This window comes from Herbaspirillum sp. C7C2, assembly GCF_022627865.1.
Lineage (GTDB): Bacteria > Pseudomonadota > Gammaproteobacteria > Burkholderiales > Burkholderiaceae_D > Herbaspirillum > Herbaspirillum frisingense.
In genome coordinates, this window is sequence record NZ_JABXGI010000002.1 from 363,223 (window position 1) to 379,971 (window position 16,749).

The window sequence follows — 16,749 nt, forward strand, 5'->3', positions numbered from 1 at the left end:
GATGATCGGCGCTAAGCCCAAGGAGGCGCCGCTGCCGTCACCGCTGGTGTTGCAGCGGGCGGCAGAGGGACAGCGGAGGGCTGAAGCGGCCATTCATGAGGACCGCAATCGCCAGAAGCAGGCCTTCGTCAAAGTGAGACGAACGTTTATCAACTTGTCATGCACCCAACCGTATAGGCTTCCACGATGTCACAGGCTCCCGTCGCACTTATCACAGGCTCAACTTCTGGCATCGGTGTGGCAATTGCCCGCCGGCTCGCAAAAGAAGGATATTCAATCGTATTGCACTCGCGTAATTCGGTAGAGGCCGGACAACGACTGGCACTCGAACTCGGATCGGCCATCTATGTGCAAGCTGATCTGGCTAATGATGACGACAGGGTGCGACTGATCCGCGAAGCGATAGCATCCTGGGGGCGGCTGGATGTCCTGGTTAATAACGCAGGAATCAGCCGTGTTATTTCGCACCAGGATTTGGCGGCCGCAACGCCCGATGTGTGGCATGAGCTGTATGAAGTGAACGTGGTTGCTCCTTTTCGTTTGATCGCTGAGGCTGAATCGGCCTTGCGTGATTCGACACGCTTCGGTCGACCCGGCTGCATAGTCAACATCAGTTCACATGCGGGCGTCCGCCCGAAGGGCGCATCGATTCCATATTCAGCGACCAAGGCGGCCTTGAATCATATGACCCGGCTACTCGCTGTTTCACTTGCGCCCGACATCCGAGTAAATGCTGTCGCCCCGGGATTGGTCGATACGCCACTGACCGCAGACTGGACCCAGGCGCAGCAAATCTGGAAGGAGCGCTCGCCGATGCGCCGATCTGCCCGTCCGGAAGACATCGCCCAAGCCGTTGCGATGTTGGTTGCATCGGACTATCTCACCGGTGAAATCCTGCTATCGGATGGCGGATTGAATCTAACCTAGGCCCTGTTCACACCAGATCTGCGAGTGCGAGAGCGCGTCAAGAACTGGAAGCATCAGGGCGCATACCCCCCCTCCACCTTTCCATCACACTGAAAAATGTCTCGACACCGCTTCGAAGAATTGATTTCCCATCTGGACCTTCAACCGCATCCGGAGGGGGGCTTCTATCGCGAGACCCATCGCAGTCAGGAGCGTGTGGAACGCTCGGCGCGCGGTTCGCCGCGCTCGGCGGCGACCGCGATCTATTACCTTCTCGGTGGCAAGGATAGATCGACGTGGCACCGGATTGATTCAGAAGAGATGTGGCACTTCTATGAAGGTGATCCTCTGCACGTCCACGTCCTGCAGCCGCACGGGGCGCTTCAGACTTTCCGCCTGGGTAATCCGCTGGAGCATGACGGTGCCGATTTCCAGGCGCTGGTCCCGGCAGGCGCCTGGTTTGCGGCGGAGTGTACGGTTCAAGACGGTCACAGTCTGGTGGGCTGCACGGTGGCGCCAGGCTTCGAATTTGATGCGTTTGAAATCGCCCAGGCAGAGTTGCTGCTGGAAGATTGGCCGCAGCACCAGGAACTGATCAAACGTTTAGCACGGAAGTGACGGTCGCTTGGCAATGCGATTGGAGTTTTCTTTCAACAATGCGCATATTGACTATAGGGTCCCTCGGCCGTAATCCCTGGACATGGACATTCTAGCGAGCAAATCCAGCCCTTCCGGCCAGGCACCTAGCTTGCTTTCCGCATTGAGGTGCCCCTTCGCTCCAACCTCGACGAATTCGCTGCCCCAGGCATTGGCGCATTCCCGGCCGTGGTCGACGCTGCCGTAGGGATCGTCCGTGCTACAGACGACGACTGACGGAAACCTTAATGGCACCAGAGGTATAGGTGCGAATCCATGCGCCGCGCCACGCGGAAATGAAGGCGCCGCTGGATCGGGAACGGCAACCAGCAAGGCGCCGCCAATCTTCTTTTCCGAATGTGCAGCCCAATGTGCCACCGCTAGACATCCCAGGCTATGTGCAACCAGCAGGGTGTTTGCAGGAGCATTGACAAGTTGTCGCTCCAGAGAAGATACCCAGTCGTCACGTTCCACTTTGTCCCAATCTTCGACGATGAGCCGCCGCCAATTCGGATACGAAGACTGCCATAGGCTCTGCCAGTGCGAAGGGCCAGAGTTGCCGATGCCAGGAACCACAAGGACGGAATGATGCATTTGCGAAATCTCCATTGATGAAACTGCACTCATTGTATTGAGACCCGAACTAAGGCAACATCGGCATTCGAATGAATTGACGGCACTGAACCGATGAATTGACGGAAGATGATAGACTCGACAAATGAAATTAAAGCGGAGGCATTAGACCGCCTGGACTGGCGCATCTTGGAGGCCCTTCAACACAATGCGCGCATGAGCAATACAGAGCTGGGAAAGCAGATTGGTCTATCTCAACCAGCCATCACCGCCCGCATCAGGAAATTGGAAGACCGAGGTGTAATTGAAGGCTACACGGCAAGAATAAATCCCGGCTTGGTGGGCCACAATATCTCCGCAATGGTGCGGATTCGTACCACCCACGCGGAGATCAAGCGCTGCTTGTTGGCCTTCGAAGCGATGCCGGAGATTATTGAAGCACACCGCATAACTGGGGAAGATTGCTTCATTGTGCGTGTCGTCGTTGAAGAGATGGCGCAGCTGGAAGCTGCCATCGATGCGCTGGCGCGGTTTGGGCCAGTTACCACGTCAGTAATTCTGGCAAGTTACCCGTCGAAAGCTATCGTTTCAAGGGCTTGAATCACCTCTACGATCAAGGTCTGTGGTGACTATGTTCCTGGTCACCAGTAGATCGTCGCCCATGCTCTCGACCGAAAGAGTATTCAAACAAAGCGGTTGCAAACCGGCAGCTTAGAGGTACGCGTCAGGCTGCTGTCGGAAAGTTTTGGACGGTCGTGACCGTTCTTGACTTTTCAGCGCGGCACCCTGCTCTGCTGAGCCCAACGGCCGAATTCGGCCAAGAGTGGACAGAGTGGGAATCCCGTTGTCTGTGTAAGCAAATTTGGCTCTCAATCCATCAAAGAAATGACAAACAGAATTCATTCACCGATACCAATACTCAGGATTTTCGACGAGGCGAAGGCACTGTCCTTTTACGTTGAGTGGCTAAATTTCAAAATTGATTGGCAACATCGTTTTGACAAGCATCTGCCCCTATATCTGCAGATTTCCCGGGAGAGCTGCATTCTGCACCTATCGGAGCATCATGGGGATGCCTGCCCGGGATCTGCGTTGCGCATCCCGGTAGGGAACGTGGACGAGCTCTACCTCGAACTGAAAGGCCGTCCATACATGGGATATTTCCCGGAGGTGAAGGCAACTCCCTGGGGCAGCCGAGATATGTCGATTCTGGACCCATTTGGTAATCGAATCGTCTTCACTACTGACGCCGAGAGCAACTGACGGCAGCTATCGGCCAGAAGCGGACGTCAAGCTGATTCCAATCGATCCAGGGCCTGTTCACATTAATTCTGCGATGCGTTGCCGGGGGGGCGTCGCGGTGTCCTGGATCTCCCACGGCGGATGATCGCCGAACTCCTCGGCAAGATAATCGACAAAGCGGCGGACCTTGAGCGGAATTCCTCGCGCGCTCGGATAGACGGCCTGGATGGTCAATGTGGTGGTCCGGTAATCCGGCAGCAATGCAAGCAGGCGCCCCTGCCTGATGTGCTCACCGAAAACGAAGGCCGGCCCGTAGCCCACTCCCGCGCCCGCCAGCACGCAAGCCAGGAGCATCTGCATATTGTTCGCCGTCACGCGGCAAGGACCGTCGAGGCGATGCGCTTGTCCCGCTGCATCGATGAATGTCCAGTCGCCGGCGGAGACTGCGTCACTGAAGGCCAGCCGCGGCAGGCGCGACAAGGCTTGAGGCGTGGCGGGCAGGCCATGCTGCGCGATGAAGCCGGGGGAGGCACAGGCGATCATGCTGCAGGGTGCCAGGCGGCGTGTGACCAGTGCGGGATCGTCGAGCTTTCCGATGCGGATTGCCACGTCTACACCTGCATCAATCAGATCGACATAGCGGTCGCCGAGTACGACCTCGACGTTGACCTCAGGGTGATCCGCAAGATAGCGCGCCACGACCGGGCCCAGATGCATCGCGCCGAAGGTCAGCGGCACCGCCACGCGCAGCATGCCGCTTGCGCTCCCTTGCGCAACAGTCACTTCGCGGTTCGCCTCATCGAATGCAGCGAGGATCTGGCGGCAACGTTCGTAATACCTCCGGCCCACATCGGTGAGGCTCAGGCGGCGCGTCGTGCGTTGAAACAGACGGGCGCCAAGCTCCTTCTCGATCTGGCTGACGTGCTTGCCCGCCATCGCCGGCGATAGCGCGAAGCGCCGCGCCGCCCCGGCAAAACTGCCTTCCTCTACCGCTGCCACGAAGACATTCAGGCTCATCAGTTTGTCCATGCCGCTCCCTTATTCGATCATACCGGTATCGACTACCGCTAACAAATTGGCGATTATAACTTTTGGCAATCTAATCTATCGTGGAGTCTCCCCATCACCAAGGAGCAGAGAAATGCATATCGAAACCAACGGAACACGCATCCATGTGGCCCAGCAGGGCAGCGGCGAACTGGCGCTGGTGTTTCTGCACTACTACGGCGGCTCGTCGCGCACCTGGGATGCGGTGGCCGCGCAAATGGCGCCCCGCTACCGCATCGTCGCGACTGACCATCGCGGCTGGGGCCGCTCTGATGCGCCTGCTGACGGCTACCGGATTGCCGACCTGGCCGCCGATGCCGAGGGCGTCATTGCCGCACTGGGACTGCAGCGCTATGTGCTGGTCGGCCACTCCATGGGCGGCAAGGTGGCACAGCTGGTGGCCTCGCGCCGGCCGCACGGACTCGAGGGGCTGATTCTGGTGGCACCGTCCCCGCCCTCGCCCATGCTGCTTTCCGCCGAACAGCGCGCCATGTTGGTAGGTGCCTACCAGACGCGCGAATCGGTGGAGTTCGTGATCGATCATGTGCTGACGGCACAACCGCTGACGGCGGCCCGCCGCGCCCAGGTCATCGAGGACAGCCTGCGGGCTGCGCCTCAGGCCAAGCACGCCTGGCCCAACGTAGCGATGGCGGAGAACATCGCCACGGAGGTGGCCGCCATCGAGGTGCCCACGCTCGTTATTTCTGGCGAGCACGATCAGGTGGACCGGGTCGCGACGCTGCAGGCAGAGCTTTTGCCGCGCATTCCCCAGGCCAAGCTGCACATCCTGCCTGGCGTAGGCCATCTGTCGCCGCTGGAAGATCCGGAGGCGGTGGCGCAGCAGATCGAGGGCTTCATTGACGCGCTGGCGAAGACGAAGCGGCACTAAGCGACGGGCGCGGACCAAACGTCGCAATCAACGCACCAACATGCAGCCCGCCGCAGGTGTCGCGCTGATGCACCGAAGAGTCTTTGCAAATCAAAGCACTGTGGATTTTTCACCAGATGTTTTAGGGCGCGAGGGGAGACACATAACGACTCCCGCCTTCGGGCGAGGCATGATGGCCGTGAGGCCGTTGCCGCTCCTGCTGCCCGCTTCGGGCCAATATGTTGCGAGATAGCCAGATAGCGTGGCCGATGAAAGGCATCGCGCATCACGTCCCCCTATCGGCGGTAGAGGGTCATCTTGTGAAAATAGCCCTACCACGCTCATAGGAAAGTGAAGACATGCTCTCGCGGCAAGCGCGACTTCGGCAGCTTGGCGTTGAAGTCGCTATCGGCGTGATAGCCGAGGCTTAGTAGCACCAGGCTGGACAGGCCCTTTTCATTCAAACTGAGTTCCGCGTCCAAGGCGGCCGAGTCAAAACCTTCCATTGGGGTGCTGTCTACACCCAGCGCTGCGGACGCCAGCATGGCGTTACCGAGGGCGATGTAGACCTGTTTTTCATACCACTGTGGCAGGTCTTTCGTTGAGAAACGGTGGCGGTTGGTGAAGTTCAGGCGAACCTGCGCCGCGCCTCTCCTGGCGTTGTCGTCGGCGAAGCGGCCATCGCGTTCTTCCTGCTGCAATACACAGTCCAAATAGCTGCCGTCGACATCAATGCGGGTGCAGAACAAGATCACGTGCGAGGCATCGCGGACCTTTGCTTCGTTGTTGCTGTAGCTACCATGTAAGCCTTTGATCAACCGCGCCTTGCCTTGCGACGTGCTGGCAACGATGAAGTGCCAGGGCTGTGAATTCACCGACGAAGGGGATGAGTGCAGCACTTCATAGATGCGCTGCATGGTTTCTTCGGGAACGCGGCGGGTAGGGTCGTAAGCTTTGGTGCTGTAGCGTTTCTTGGCGGCGGTGACGATATCCATGTTTTTCCTTTTCCGTTGTCTGAATGGCCGTTATCGTAGGCAATGCACTGTATTATTGGAGAAACTTCATCATCATTCTTTCGCGAAACTGCCAAAATGCACCCGCCAGCAGCCATTGTTGATTCAGACATTGCCGCCTTTGCCATCGAGCACGGAGCCGGAATGCAGGTTGCGGAGCACCACCACGACTGTGGGCAAATCTCGGTTGTCTTTCGTGGGACCCTAGCCGTGACGAGTGACGACGGATGGCGGGTCGTGCCGCCCGGGATGGCGATATGGATACCGCCTCAGCTGCCTCATAGCGCCCACTATAGCGAATCTTCTTCACTCATTCACTTGCGCCTGTCTAATGGGCTGACATCCTCCCTGCCTGGCAATTGTGTCTCCGTAGTAGCGACCGACTTTCTTAGGGCCTTGGCGTTCGAGGCGCTGCGTCTGCAGCGTGTAGAGTCACAATCGGAGGCGATCAATCTAGTAGCGCGCTTAGTTGTGATGCAAATAGCTTTGCCTCAATCGGGTCCCAAACTTTACTTGCCGCACGGTCGTGACCGGCGCTTACAGCAGGCCACTGCGATTCTGCGGTCCGCTCCAGGCGAGAACGTCACCCTCGATGAACTGGCACACAAAGTGCATACCAGCGGTCGGACGCTAGCGCGTTTGTTCGTCACTGAAACAGGCATGTCTTTCACTCGTTGGCGCGACTATCTGAAGATCATCAACGCCATTGATAGACTCGCACGGCAACGTTCGATTACTCAAACTGCCTTGGAACTTGGGTACAGAAGCACGAGCAGCTTCACAACTTTATTTACGCGGCTGGTCGGCCTGCCCCCCAAGCGCTACATGCAATTTCTTCATAAACCAGTCTCGTAATTTCGGCAAGAACCAGACTTATTATGAAACTGCTTAGACCCGAATGTTCGAAGATAAAATATGGCGGATAACGACGGATATGACTGCTTCCGGCAATTGGCAAAGGAGTTTTCACTCCTTCGGCGGAAAAAAAGAAGCCCGCGAGATTTATGACGCCATGGTAGCTGGGACCAGCGGGACTGAATGTCTTGGGGAACTTGGGGAGGTCTTAGGGGGGCTACGCAAAACACCTCAGAAGCTTCCGGCAAGTTCTGCGGCACTTGTCACATCCTGCGTTCAGGCTGTACAACTTGCTTTGCCAAATTACAATTAGATGTTCCGCTTGCGGCCGAAAACAGACGTCCGGCTCCTGCCAATCTCATGTTCCGGATTTGTCACTTGATCTGATGACACCAAAGCGTCACGGATTGACCAACATAACAAAGCGAATTTCTCGTTCAATATAAACCGTCCGTCATGTACGATCAGCTAGCAGCGGCTCCTCCTCAACACAAGCTATCAAGAAATCAATGACCGCGTTCACCACCGGGCTTCGCTTTACGTCAGGATAAGCCGTCAGCCAGATATCCCTGACGGGTGGAGCTTCGTTCGTCGGGAGCTGGATCAGGACTGCATCGCGCTCGCCAATAATAGTAGGCAGCACTACCGCCCCAATGTGGTTGCTCGCCGCGATCTGCTGGGTCAGCAAGTCGCTGGCGAAGAATGCAATCCGGCGCCCCGAGCGGATGCGATGCAACCACATTTGCTGCGGAAGATGATCCAGCGACTGATCATAGGAAATGAACGTCCAGTCCTCAGGCGGATGCCGGCTGAATTTTGCCGTGCCATAGAGTCCGAAGCGAACAGCCCCGATACGTTTGCGAATGAGCCCGTCGTCTTCTGGCCGCACCGAGCGTATGGCGACATCAGCTTCCCCCTTGTTGAGGGCGGCCAATGCCGTCCCGGGCAGCAGCACCAACTGCAGATCCGGATGCGAGGCATTCAACCTGGCAATCTTTGGCGCAATGCAGGCGCGCGCGAGTGACGGCGGCACACTGACGCGCACTACTCCAGCCAATCCAGCCGATGCCATGCGCGATCGCTGCTCAATCAATGCGGCCTGCTGCGCCATGTTCTGCGCCAATGCCGCCACGGCTAGGCCGTCCTTGGTCAGCGGACGGCTCCGTGGAAGCCTATCGACCAGGCGCAGGCCCAGGTTTTTCTCCAGCGAATCGATGCGCCGCCCGATCGTCGCATGCTCGACGCCGAGCTCACGGGCTGCCGCAGAAAGTGAGCCATTTCGGGCCAGCAGTGTCAGCACCTGCAAATCTTGCCAATCTATCATGGGTTAATATTTTCACGGACTGTGTGATTAATTAGGGAATTTTCTATCAATGGCGATCGTTTTACCATCCTGAAAAGACTTCTTTTAAGGGAGAATCGAATTGAAAGCCATCACCATCGAACAATACGGCGGGCCGGAAGTGTTGCTCAAGCACGATGACTTCCCTATGCCCAAAGCGGGAGCGGACGACATATTGATCCGGCTCGTCTGCGCCGGTATCAACTTCATGGATGTCCACACGCGCCAGGGGAAGTACGCCAACTCGCAGACTTACCCGGTGCGCCTGCCTTGCACGCTGGGCATGGAAGGCGCCGGTGAAGTCATTGACGTTGGCGCGAACGTGCGCGGCTTTGCCATCGGCGATCGTGTCGCGTGGTGCATCGCCTGGGGCAGCTATGCGGAATACATCGCCGTGCCGCAGCATCTGGTAGCGCACATTCCCGACGGGATTTCCTATGCCCTGGCGGCGGCATCCATGTTTCAAGGAGCAACGGCGCATTACCTGATGGAAGACATCGCCCGTCTGAACCAGGACAGTTCCTGCCTTATCCACGCCGCCTCCGGAAGCATCGGGCAATTACTGGTGCAAATGGCCAAGCGGCGCGGCGCCACGGTTTTCGTGACGGCAGGCAGCGAAGAAAAACGGCAAGTCGCGCTCCAGCGAGGCGCGGACTACGCCTTTGACAGCACCCTGAATGATTTTGCAGATCAAGTGCGCGATGCCACCTGCGGCAAGGGCGTTGACGTTGTGCTGGATCCGATCGGCAAGGCGACCTTGCGCCAGAGCTTTCTCGCATGTAAAAGGCATGGGCTCATCGTGAATTACGGCAACGTCTCCGGTTCGCTGAAAGATTTGGATCCGATCGAACTGGGCGAAGCCGGCTCGCTGTTCCTGACCAGGCCACGACTGGCCGATCACATGTCGGACCGGGAGACTGTACAACGGCGTGCCGACGATGTGTTTGCGGCGCTCCAGGATGGATGGCTGAATATCCACATGAATGGTTGCTACACCTTTGACAATGTGGAGCAAGCGCACGCGCTGATAGAGGAGCGAAAGCAAATCGGCAAGCCGATTTTGAAGATTGCAGACGATTGAGAAACCCGGCATCAGGATGCGATCCAGGTTTTTCATTTCATCATGATCCCGTCTGATAAAAGACCGAAGGTCTTTCTTCGTGCCGATTTTATTGGAGGATGGCTTTGGCTCATTGTGATCCTGTATGTCTTCGCGCATGCAAATGAAGGCATGCTCACACGTGGAAATGACATCAGCCTGATGGAGACATTCGAGGCCGCCGGTGGTGTGGTAGGTGTGTTTGCGATGACCTATGTTTCCTTCGAGATTCCACGCGAGAATCTCAGCGCACTCGGCAAACGCAGGCTTTTTTTACTCTCGATCCTGATGATGGGATTAATCGAACTGATATGCCATTCAACAATGAATCGTGCCCAGGTGCTGGGATCCGGATTTTTCCTGGCTGCGCTGACCGCGGCTATCTTTCTCAGGTACATGATCCTTACCTTGGAATCTTGAGCGCCGTATGAAGGCGCGAGCCTCGCGTGATGACGCAATACGACAAGCCATTGATCAGCTAGACTCCCGACCTGAGTTCGGAGAGGTGTATCACGAGCTTCATGCTTAAGTTCTCCTTTAAGCCAGAAACAGCCATTCATGAAATCGAAAAACAATGAGCAACATGCCCCCTGATATTGAAGCACTTGTGCAGAAGCTTCGCGAAGCAGAGAAGTTGCTGCGCGCCCACCATGAATCGCGCTGGGCAGATTGGCTCGCAAATGATGCAGACCGTATCAATCGTTTGGATTTTTATGGGATAGAGCATTTACTATCGGCGTTCGGCGGTATGGGGAGCCTGAACGACTTGGTCTTTCAGTATCAAGATGGTGCTGTTTTGCATGTACCTCTTCCCGAAAACGAACAATTTTCAGCATTGCGGCAGGAAGTTTATTCGCTTGCTAGCAAACTGAAATCAGAAGAGTTCTAGAGGCCGCAATCGGCCAGAAGCGGTCTTCAATGAGCAAAAGCTTCGCTGCGATTAAAACTTGAGTGCGTATCACCCGCTTGGCAATCAGGCAGGTGACTGGAGTGCTCGACATGGCATCACTAGAAATCATCTGGCGCCTGCACCTGAGTGACCCGATATCGCCAAGGGAGATCGCCAGGCGGCTTGGCTTCTGCAAGAACACCGTTAGCCGCCAACTACGCTGTGAACTGTAGAACCAGCCTGTCGTTACCTTGCTCCCTCAATCCCGTTTTCTACAACGCCCCGTGGTCATAAAACCGGATCGCATTGCGACCGGCCGCCTTGGCCTGGTACATGGCAGCATCAGCCCATTTGAAAATATCTTCCGGTGTGGCCAAGGTCCCCAAGTAGAGCACCACGCCGATGCTGGCAGAGCACCGATGCTTCACCGTCTCAGGTTCCTGGGTGGCGTGCTCCACGCTAAGCACATAGGGAGCTGACAGGCTGGCGCCAATTTTTTCGGCAACCGTCCTTGCTTGCGCTGTCGCTTTTGCCAGGTTCGCATCAAGGTCGCTTAGTAACACCACAAACTCATCACCGCCAAAGCGACCTACCGTGTCGACTTCGCGGACGATACCCCTCAAGCGAAGTGCGGCTTCGATCAACAACAGATCACCCACCAAATGACCGTGCACATCATTTAGCGGCTTGAAATTATCCAGATCAAGCACCAGCAGGGCGTAGTGGCAATTGTTGCGCTGGCTGGCCGCGATGGATTGATTCAGGCGATCGCTCAGCAGGCGGCGGTTTGGCAGGTGAGTCAGCGGGTCATAAAACGCCAGTTGACGCACCTGCTCTTCGAGTTGCCTACGTTCGGTGGTTTCGCGGGTGATACCGTGGTAACCAATGATGGTACCGTCGGCGTCGCGCACAGGTCTGGAATGCAGCTCGCCCCATAGCAGTCGCCCGTCCTTGCAGCGATGCTGTACCTCGAAGGCGAGGGATTCATCTTCCTTGCCCTCCAGCTCAGCCTGTCGCCGTTTGCCAAGCATCTCCCGAATGACCGCCATACCTTCATCGGTCAACATTTCAGACACGTGACACCCCAATACCTCGCTGGCGTGGTATCCCCGAACGCGTTCGTCAACCGGACTGATATAGGTAATGTGCAAATTGCTATCGGCTTTCCAGACGACATCGGCGATGTCTTCGGTCAACAGTTTGAAATGCTCTTCCAGCTCACTTAATTTTTCAGCAACCTGATTGCGCTCAACTGAAAGGCTTTCGAATTGCGCAAGCAGCGTCTGCAATTGCGCATTCGACTGCTGGTGGTCGGCTTCACGTCGTTTTTCGTCTGAAATATCGCGAAACGTACCTGCCAGGCCGAACAAACCCGGCGCCAGCTCGACCTGGTCGCCGCGAAACGCAAGGCAAATGGGCCTGCCCTCTCCGGCGAACACCTCAAGTTCTAGCTGCAAAGCCAAATGATTGGCCATGGCCTGATCGAAAGCTGCATGGAGACGTTCAAGACCGCCATTTGCGAAGGCCTGCATGGACGGGGCCGGAGCATTGCCGGGACTCCCGGTAATACTGGCTAGCAGCCCCTGCGAAGCCTCGGGCAGAAAGAGCGATTTCTTGGCCGGATCGTATTCCCAGTAACCGATACAGCCGATTCGCTGAACAATATCCAGTCGCTTGCCTTCCAGGGTTGCGGAGAAGTCATTCGATTTCACGTGTCTACCTCAGGTCTTTTTTTTCATACAAGCACTCTTTCTCCGGAGTGTTGATTTGATATCGTTTCGCGGCAATCAGACATACTATTGCCACAACCAGTGCGACGATCAGGTCCCATCGAACGATAGAACAGGCAGCAGCTGTAGCCTCCTTCTCCACGTCGATAGGTGCGTGATTTTCTTGTAGAGCATGTCGAGTGGGGAGATGGTTTTTTTAGTTTTTCGTCTAGAGCGACGATTCTACTGAAATCCTTTTATCCTCTCCAGCGGCTCGTCGAGATTCGTTATGCCACCATTATTGGCCGCCATCGACCAGAAGCAAATCCATTCTCAACTACTGAGCATTTTTTAACTGGAGATCCCGTGGAAAAGGAAGAACCGATGAGGAACCCGGATACCACCACCGCCGCCATGCAATACATCATGACGATGCTGCTTCAACGATTGGACGCGACCGGCGCCGTCAAGCTTGACGAGATGATCGCGGGAGTGCAGAGCGATCTTCAGGCGTGCATCGATCCGACTCCCTCCGTGCAGGAGACCTTCAAGGAAACACTGAACATCCTTCGGTTTGCCAGGAACTGTGGTACCGGCCAGTGAAAGCCAACCTGGGCATTGTCGATCCAGCAGGAACAGGAAGTTTTCGATAAGGCGAAGACCGTCGGGTGGGTATCGAGAAGGTCTCAGACCTGACGCAATCTCAAGGGCGGATGAGTGCGTCCCAGACTGCGGCTATTCGGGTCGCTCCAAAGCTGACATTTTTGTCATTCAAATGTCATGCAAATGACTCCTTTGCGTGACTAGCATGAGTCTTTTTCCAACCCACTCAACTGGTCAGGATCTCATGAGCGCATCCCTTCGCAACCTCGTCCATGGCATCGCTGTATCCGCCATCTTCGCCACCTCCGCCTCCTTTGCACAAGCGCCCGCACCCGCCGCCATGGCCGGTATCCGTGGCGCCATCGTTTCCGTTGCCGCCGACAAGCTGGTCGTCAAGAGCAACCGTGGCGGCGAGCAGACCATAGCCCTCGACAAGGACACCCGTGTCGCCGCTATCTCGCTGGCCAACATCAACGACATCAAGCCCGGCAGCTACATCGGCGCGGCCGGCATCCCGCAGCCGGACGGCTCGCAGAAGGCGCTGGAAGTGCACGTTTTCCCGCCGGCCATGGCCGGCACCGGCGACGGCCACCGTCCGTTCGACCTGGCGCCCAACAGCACCATGACCAACGGCACCGTGGGTGACGTGGTGGCCAGCAACGGCCGCACGCTGACCTTGAAGTACAAGGGTGGCGAAAAGAAGATCGTGGTACCGGACGACGTACCCATCGTCAACATCGAAGCCGGTGAACGCTCCATGCTGGTGGCCGGTGCCAAGGTGGTGGTGCGCGCCCGCAAGAACCCTGATGGCAGCCTGACCGCCGCTTCGGTCAGTGTCGGTCGCAACGGCATCACGCCGCCGATGTAAGAGGCACGCAATGTCCGGCAGGCTTGCTCTTCATCCGATGGCGGTGCGCATCGCCCACTGGCTCAACGCCTTCGCCATCGGCTGCATGCTGACCAGCGGCTGGGGCATCTACAACGCTTCACCGATCTTCGGCTTCCGGTTTCCGGCCTGGATGACCCTGGGTGGATGGCTGGGCGGTTCGATCGCCTGGCATTTCGCCGCGATGTGGCTGCTGGTGGTCAATGGCCTGTTCTATCTGGGCTATGGTGCGGCCAGCGGTCATTTCCGCCGGCGCCTGCTGCCGCTGCGCGCGCGCGATGTGGTGGCCGATACCACCAGTGCCTTGCGTTTTCGCCTGCCGCATCATCCGGGCGCCTATAATGCTGTACAGAAATTGCTGTACTGGGGAGTCATGCTGTTGGGCGTCGTCGTGGTCTTGTCCGGACTCGCCATCTGGAAGCCGGTGCAACTGGAGCCGCTGTGCAATTTCTTCGGCGGCTTCGACTTCGCGCGCAAGGTCCATTTCGCCGCAATGGCGGGTATCGCCGCGTTCGTGGTCGTGCATCTGGCCTTGGTCGCCATCGTACCCAAGACCCTCTTGCCCATGCTGGTCGGGCGCGGGCATACGGAAGGAAACGTGCAATGAGCCGGCCGGACGAAAAACCTCCCCGCCAACCCGAGAAGATCCGACTGGCCGACCACCGCACGTCGCTGGTCAAGGTGGAACGTCGTCTGTTACTGCGCTCGGCGCTGTCGCTGGGCGCACTGTCGATGCTGGCCGGTTGCGACCTGCAGAGCAACGATCGTGTCGACAAGGCGCTGTGGGCCATGTCGCGCTGGAACGACCGGGTCCAGGCGCTGCTGTTCCGTGGCGACAAGCTGGCACCGACCTATGCGGCGAGCCAGATCACCACCCCCTTCCCTTTCAACGCCTTCTACGACCAGGCCAGCGCGCCCGACATCGATCCTGCCGACTGGCGTCTGGAAGTAAGCGGCATGGTCAGCGACAAACGGCCATGGACGCTGGAGCGCCTGCGCGCCTTGCCGCAAGCCGCGCAGATCACGCGCCATATCTGCATCGAAGGCTGGAGCGCCATCGGCCAGTGGTCGGGCGTGCCACTCAAGCTCTTCCTGCAGGCCATCGGTGCCGACCTGTCGGCCCGATACGTGGGCTTCAAGTGCGCCGATCGTTACTACACCAGCCTTGACATGCCCACCGCCCTGCATCCGCAGACCATCCTTGCGCTGGACTTCGGCAAGGAGCCGCTACCGACCGAGTATGGCTTCCCGCTCAAGGTGCGGGTGCCGACCAAGCTCGGTTTCAAGAACCCCAAGCACGTGGCCGCGATCTTCGTGACCAACCAGAACCCTGGCGGCTATTGGGAAGATCAGGGCTACAACTGGTTCAGCGGCATCTGATCCTGATTGATCAGCGCCTGGCTGATGATCTGTCGCGGTCATGGAAGATGGCAGGTTCAGGGCGGCGCGTGAGCTGCACTTGCCGCCCTGTCCATGCTCTTCTTGTTGACCTGGGTTGACTCAAGGTTTGGCGTCGGTGGCCAGCACGCTGCGCGACATCCGCCCCGCATTGGCCAGCAGGCGCAGGCGCGCCGAGCGCCAGTCCGACAGTGTGCGGATGCGTTCCTGGCTGGCATCCGATAGCGCGGCCTGGGCGTTGAGCATTTCCACGATGTCGGCGATGCCGCTGTCGTATTTGCGACTGATCGCATCCACCGAGGATTGCGCTGCCTCCAGCAGGCGGCGCGAGGAGGCCAGGTTGCGCAAGGCGGCGCTGGCCTCGACATAGGCGGTGGAGATATCGCCCTGTACCTGGGCCTGGACATCACGCAACTCGGCCTGCCTGAGTTCGACCTGGCCCTGCGCGCCCCTGACCTTGTAGGTGTGCGAGAAGCCATCGAAGAGCGGGATGTTGAGGCTCACGCCGACCGTGGTGTCACGCTCGCCACGGGCGCCGGGGGACTGGTTGGGCCGGCCGTTGATGTATTGCCCGGCGCTCAGGTCCACGCTCGGCAAGCCCTCAGCGCGGGTGGCCTGGACTTTTTCACGGGAGGCGTCCAGTTGGGCCTGCGCGGCGAGGATGGCCGGATGCTGCTCGCGTGCGGTCTGCAGCCATTCGCGCAGATCCAGTTCCAGCGCCGGCAGGTCATCGTCCGTGTGAGGCGCCAGCGACAGTGTCTGCGCATCTTCGCCGGCCACCGGCGCGCCCATGGCCAGGTTCAAGGCCACCAGCGCCTTCTGGTGCTGGCCGCGGGCGCGGGCAAGCTCCAGCTCGGCCTTGGCAACGAAGGTGCGGGCCTGCAGGGTCTCGGGACGCGAGCCGACGCCGCGCTGTTCGCGCTTGAGCGCGGTCTCCAGTACCTGGCGCGCCAGCGCTTCGCTCTGGGCGCGGGCCTGCTCGCTGGCCTGACTGCTCTGGGCGTCGAAGTACAGGCCGATCACATTGGCCATGGCCTTTTGCAGTGTCGCGTCATGGCTGGCGGCGGCGGCTTCCAGCAGGGCATCGGCGGCGCGCCGGTTGGCCGCACGCGCACCCGCATCCAGCAGGCGCCAGGTCAGCGCCGCGTAGTAGCTGTGGGTGGAGCGCACGCCCTCGCCTGCGGCCGGGCTGGTCTTGCTGCGCACCTGGCTGGCGCCGGCATTGACGCTGGGCAGGTAGGCCGCACGTGCCTCGCCCAGTTGGGCGGCCTGGATCTTGATGCCGGCCCAGGCGGCCTGGACCTGCGGATGCTGGCACAGCGCCAGGTCGATGGCGTCGGCCAGCGACAGCGGCTCGCGCAGCACGGTCGGGCCGGGGCTGCAGATCAGGCCTTCCTGATCGCCCGGCAGGGGCTTGCCATGCACCAGCACCGGAGGCTGCGCCAGCAGCGGGTCGGCCAGCGGCGTGGTCAGCTCGTCCAGCATGGCGGCGTGGCTCGTGGGCGGCAACATGGTGCCGGCGATGGCCAGGCTGAAGAGGACGGCGGTGATTTCCTTGAGCTGTTTCAGGTGCGACTCCGGTTTTATTGGCATAGGGTGCTTCATCGGTTTGCTGCGGTTCATCTGATTCATGGTCGGGGTGATGGGTGAGGCATAAGGCATGGGCGCGGGAGGCTTCATGGG

At 58.5% G+C, this 16,749-nt stretch carries 19 protein-coding genes; 13 read left to right on the forward strand and 6 right to left on the reverse strand.

Annotated elements, in window-relative coordinates:
* The first annotated feature begins 186 nt into the window (after nt 1-186).
* Complete coding sequence (locus HWE04_RS05300) at nt 187-927, forward strand: SDR family NAD(P)-dependent oxidoreductase (RefSeq protein WP_241811739.1); 741 nt, start codon at nt 187-189, stop codon at nt 925-927.
* A gap of 96 nt (nt 928-1,023) precedes the next feature.
* Nucleotides 1,024-1,524 carry a cupin domain-containing protein gene (locus HWE04_RS05305; RefSeq protein WP_241811740.1) on the forward strand — a complete coding sequence of 167 codons (501 nt, stop codon included), beginning with the start codon at nt 1,024-1,026 and terminating at the stop codon, nt 1,522-1,524.
* A 51-nt stretch (nt 1,525-1,575) separates the two neighbouring features.
* On the opposite strand, the gene HWE04_RS05310 is transcribed toward HWE04_RS05305, so the two are convergent.
* Nucleotides 1,576-2,136, reverse strand: coding sequence for an RBBP9/YdeN family alpha/beta hydrolase (locus tag HWE04_RS05310; RefSeq protein WP_241811741.1), 561 nt, complete (start codon nt 2,134-2,136; stop codon nt 1,576-1,578).
* Between the two features lie 108 nt (nt 2,137-2,244).
* Between HWE04_RS05310 and HWE04_RS05315 the strand changes: the two genes are divergently transcribed.
* Together HWE04_RS05315 and HWE04_RS05320 are read left to right on the forward strand one after the other, a co-directional pair.
* Nucleotides 2,245-2,715 (forward strand): Lrp/AsnC family transcriptional regulator, encoded by a 471-nt coding sequence (locus HWE04_RS05315; protein ID WP_241811742.1) that lies wholly within the window; start codon nt 2,245-2,247, stop codon nt 2,713-2,715.
* A 285-nt stretch (nt 2,716-3,000) separates the two neighbouring features.
* On the forward strand, nt 3,001-3,378 hold the full coding sequence (locus HWE04_RS05320; protein WP_241811743.1) for a glyoxalase superfamily protein: 378 nt from the start codon (nt 3,001-3,003) through the stop codon (nt 3,376-3,378).
* A gap of 57 nt (nt 3,379-3,435) precedes the next feature.
* Here the strand turns inward: HWE04_RS05320 and HWE04_RS05325 are convergent, their stop codons facing one another.
* The gene (locus tag HWE04_RS05325) at nt 3,436-4,386 is read right to left on the reverse strand and encodes a LysR family transcriptional regulator (protein WP_241811744.1); all 951 of its coding nucleotides are present in this window, start codon (nt 4,384-4,386) and stop codon (nt 3,436-3,438) included.
* Between the two features lie 112 nt (nt 4,387-4,498).
* Between HWE04_RS05325 and HWE04_RS05330 the strand changes: the two genes are divergently transcribed.
* Entirely contained in the window at nt 4,499-5,293 is a 795-nt protein-coding gene (locus HWE04_RS05330; RefSeq protein ID WP_241811745.1) for an alpha/beta fold hydrolase, read from the forward strand.
* A gap of 320 nt (nt 5,294-5,613) precedes the next feature.
* On the opposite strand, the gene nfsB is transcribed toward HWE04_RS05330, so the two are convergent.
* Complete coding sequence (gene nfsB, locus HWE04_RS05335; RefSeq protein ID WP_241811746.1) at nt 5,614-6,267, reverse strand: oxygen-insensitive NAD(P)H nitroreductase; 654 nt, start codon at nt 6,265-6,267, stop codon at nt 5,614-5,616.
* Between the two features lie 42 nt (nt 6,268-6,309).
* Between nfsB and HWE04_RS05340 the strand changes: the two genes are divergently transcribed.
* Complete coding sequence (locus HWE04_RS05340) at nt 6,310-7,140, forward strand: AraC family transcriptional regulator (RefSeq protein WP_241811747.1); 831 nt, start codon at nt 6,310-6,312, stop codon at nt 7,138-7,140.
* Nucleotides 7,141-7,594: 454 nt separating this feature from the next.
* Here HWE04_RS05340 and HWE04_RS05345 read toward each other — a convergent pair whose 3' ends face one another.
* Nucleotides 7,595-8,464 carry a LysR family transcriptional regulator gene (locus HWE04_RS05345; protein ID WP_274620045.1) on the reverse strand — a complete coding sequence of 290 codons (870 nt, stop codon included), beginning with the start codon at nt 8,462-8,464 and terminating at the stop codon, nt 7,595-7,597.
* A gap of 100 nt (nt 8,465-8,564) precedes the next feature.
* Here HWE04_RS05345 and HWE04_RS05350 point away from each other — a divergent pair, with 100 nt between their 5' ends.
* From HWE04_RS05350 to HWE04_RS05360, 3 genes are all read left to right on the forward strand, one after another.
* The gene (locus HWE04_RS05350) at nt 8,565-9,563 is read left to right on the forward strand and encodes a quinone oxidoreductase family protein (protein WP_241811749.1); all 999 of its coding nucleotides are present in this window, start codon (nt 8,565-8,567) and stop codon (nt 9,561-9,563) included.
* 42 nt (nt 9,564-9,605) lie between these two features.
* Nucleotides 9,606-10,001, forward strand: a complete 396-nt coding sequence (locus HWE04_RS05355) for a hypothetical protein (RefSeq protein ID WP_241811750.1) — start codon at nt 9,606-9,608, stop codon at nt 9,999-10,001.
* 154 nt (nt 10,002-10,155) lie between these two features.
* A complete protein-coding gene (locus HWE04_RS05360) occupies nt 10,156-10,470 on the forward strand; it encodes a DUF6966 domain-containing protein (protein WP_241811751.1) in 315 nt (104 codons plus the stop codon).
* 272 nt (nt 10,471-10,742) lie between these two features.
* On the opposite strand, the gene HWE04_RS05365 is transcribed toward HWE04_RS05360, so the two are convergent.
* Nucleotides 10,743-12,182, reverse strand: coding sequence for a diguanylate cyclase domain-containing protein (locus HWE04_RS05365; protein WP_241811752.1), 1,440 nt, complete (start codon nt 12,180-12,182; stop codon nt 10,743-10,745).
* Between the two features lie 168 nt (nt 12,183-12,350).
* Here HWE04_RS05365 and HWE04_RS05370 point away from each other — a divergent pair, with 168 nt between their 5' ends.
* The 4 genes from HWE04_RS05370 (at nt 12,351) to HWE04_RS05385 (ending at nt 15,048) form a co-directional block, all read left to right on the forward strand.
* The gene (locus HWE04_RS05370) at nt 12,351-12,782 is read left to right on the forward strand and encodes a hypothetical protein (RefSeq protein WP_241811753.1); all 432 of its coding nucleotides are present in this window, start codon (nt 12,351-12,353) and stop codon (nt 12,780-12,782) included.
* Between the two features lie 244 nt (nt 12,783-13,026).
* Nucleotides 13,027-13,650 (forward strand): DUF5666 domain-containing protein, encoded by a 624-nt coding sequence (locus HWE04_RS05375; RefSeq protein WP_241811754.1) that lies wholly within the window; start codon nt 13,027-13,029, stop codon nt 13,648-13,650.
* Between the two features lie 10 nt (nt 13,651-13,660).
* Nucleotides 13,661-14,275: a cytochrome b/b6 domain-containing protein gene (locus HWE04_RS05380; protein ID WP_241811755.1), complete on the forward strand. Its 615-nt coding sequence runs from the start codon at nt 13,661-13,663 to the stop codon at nt 14,273-14,275.
* A complete protein-coding gene (locus HWE04_RS05385) occupies nt 14,272-15,048 on the forward strand; it encodes a molybdopterin-dependent oxidoreductase (protein ID WP_241811756.1) in 777 nt (258 codons plus the stop codon). Before HWE04_RS05380 ends, HWE04_RS05385 begins: the two co-directional genes overlap by 4 nt.
* Before the next feature lie 120 nt (nt 15,049-15,168).
* On the opposite strand, the gene HWE04_RS05390 is transcribed toward HWE04_RS05385, so the two are convergent.
* The gene (locus HWE04_RS05390) at nt 15,169-16,746 is read right to left on the reverse strand and encodes a TolC family protein (protein ID WP_241811757.1); all 1,578 of its coding nucleotides are present in this window, start codon (nt 16,744-16,746) and stop codon (nt 15,169-15,171) included.
* Between the last annotated feature and the right edge of the window lie 3 nt (nt 16,747-16,749).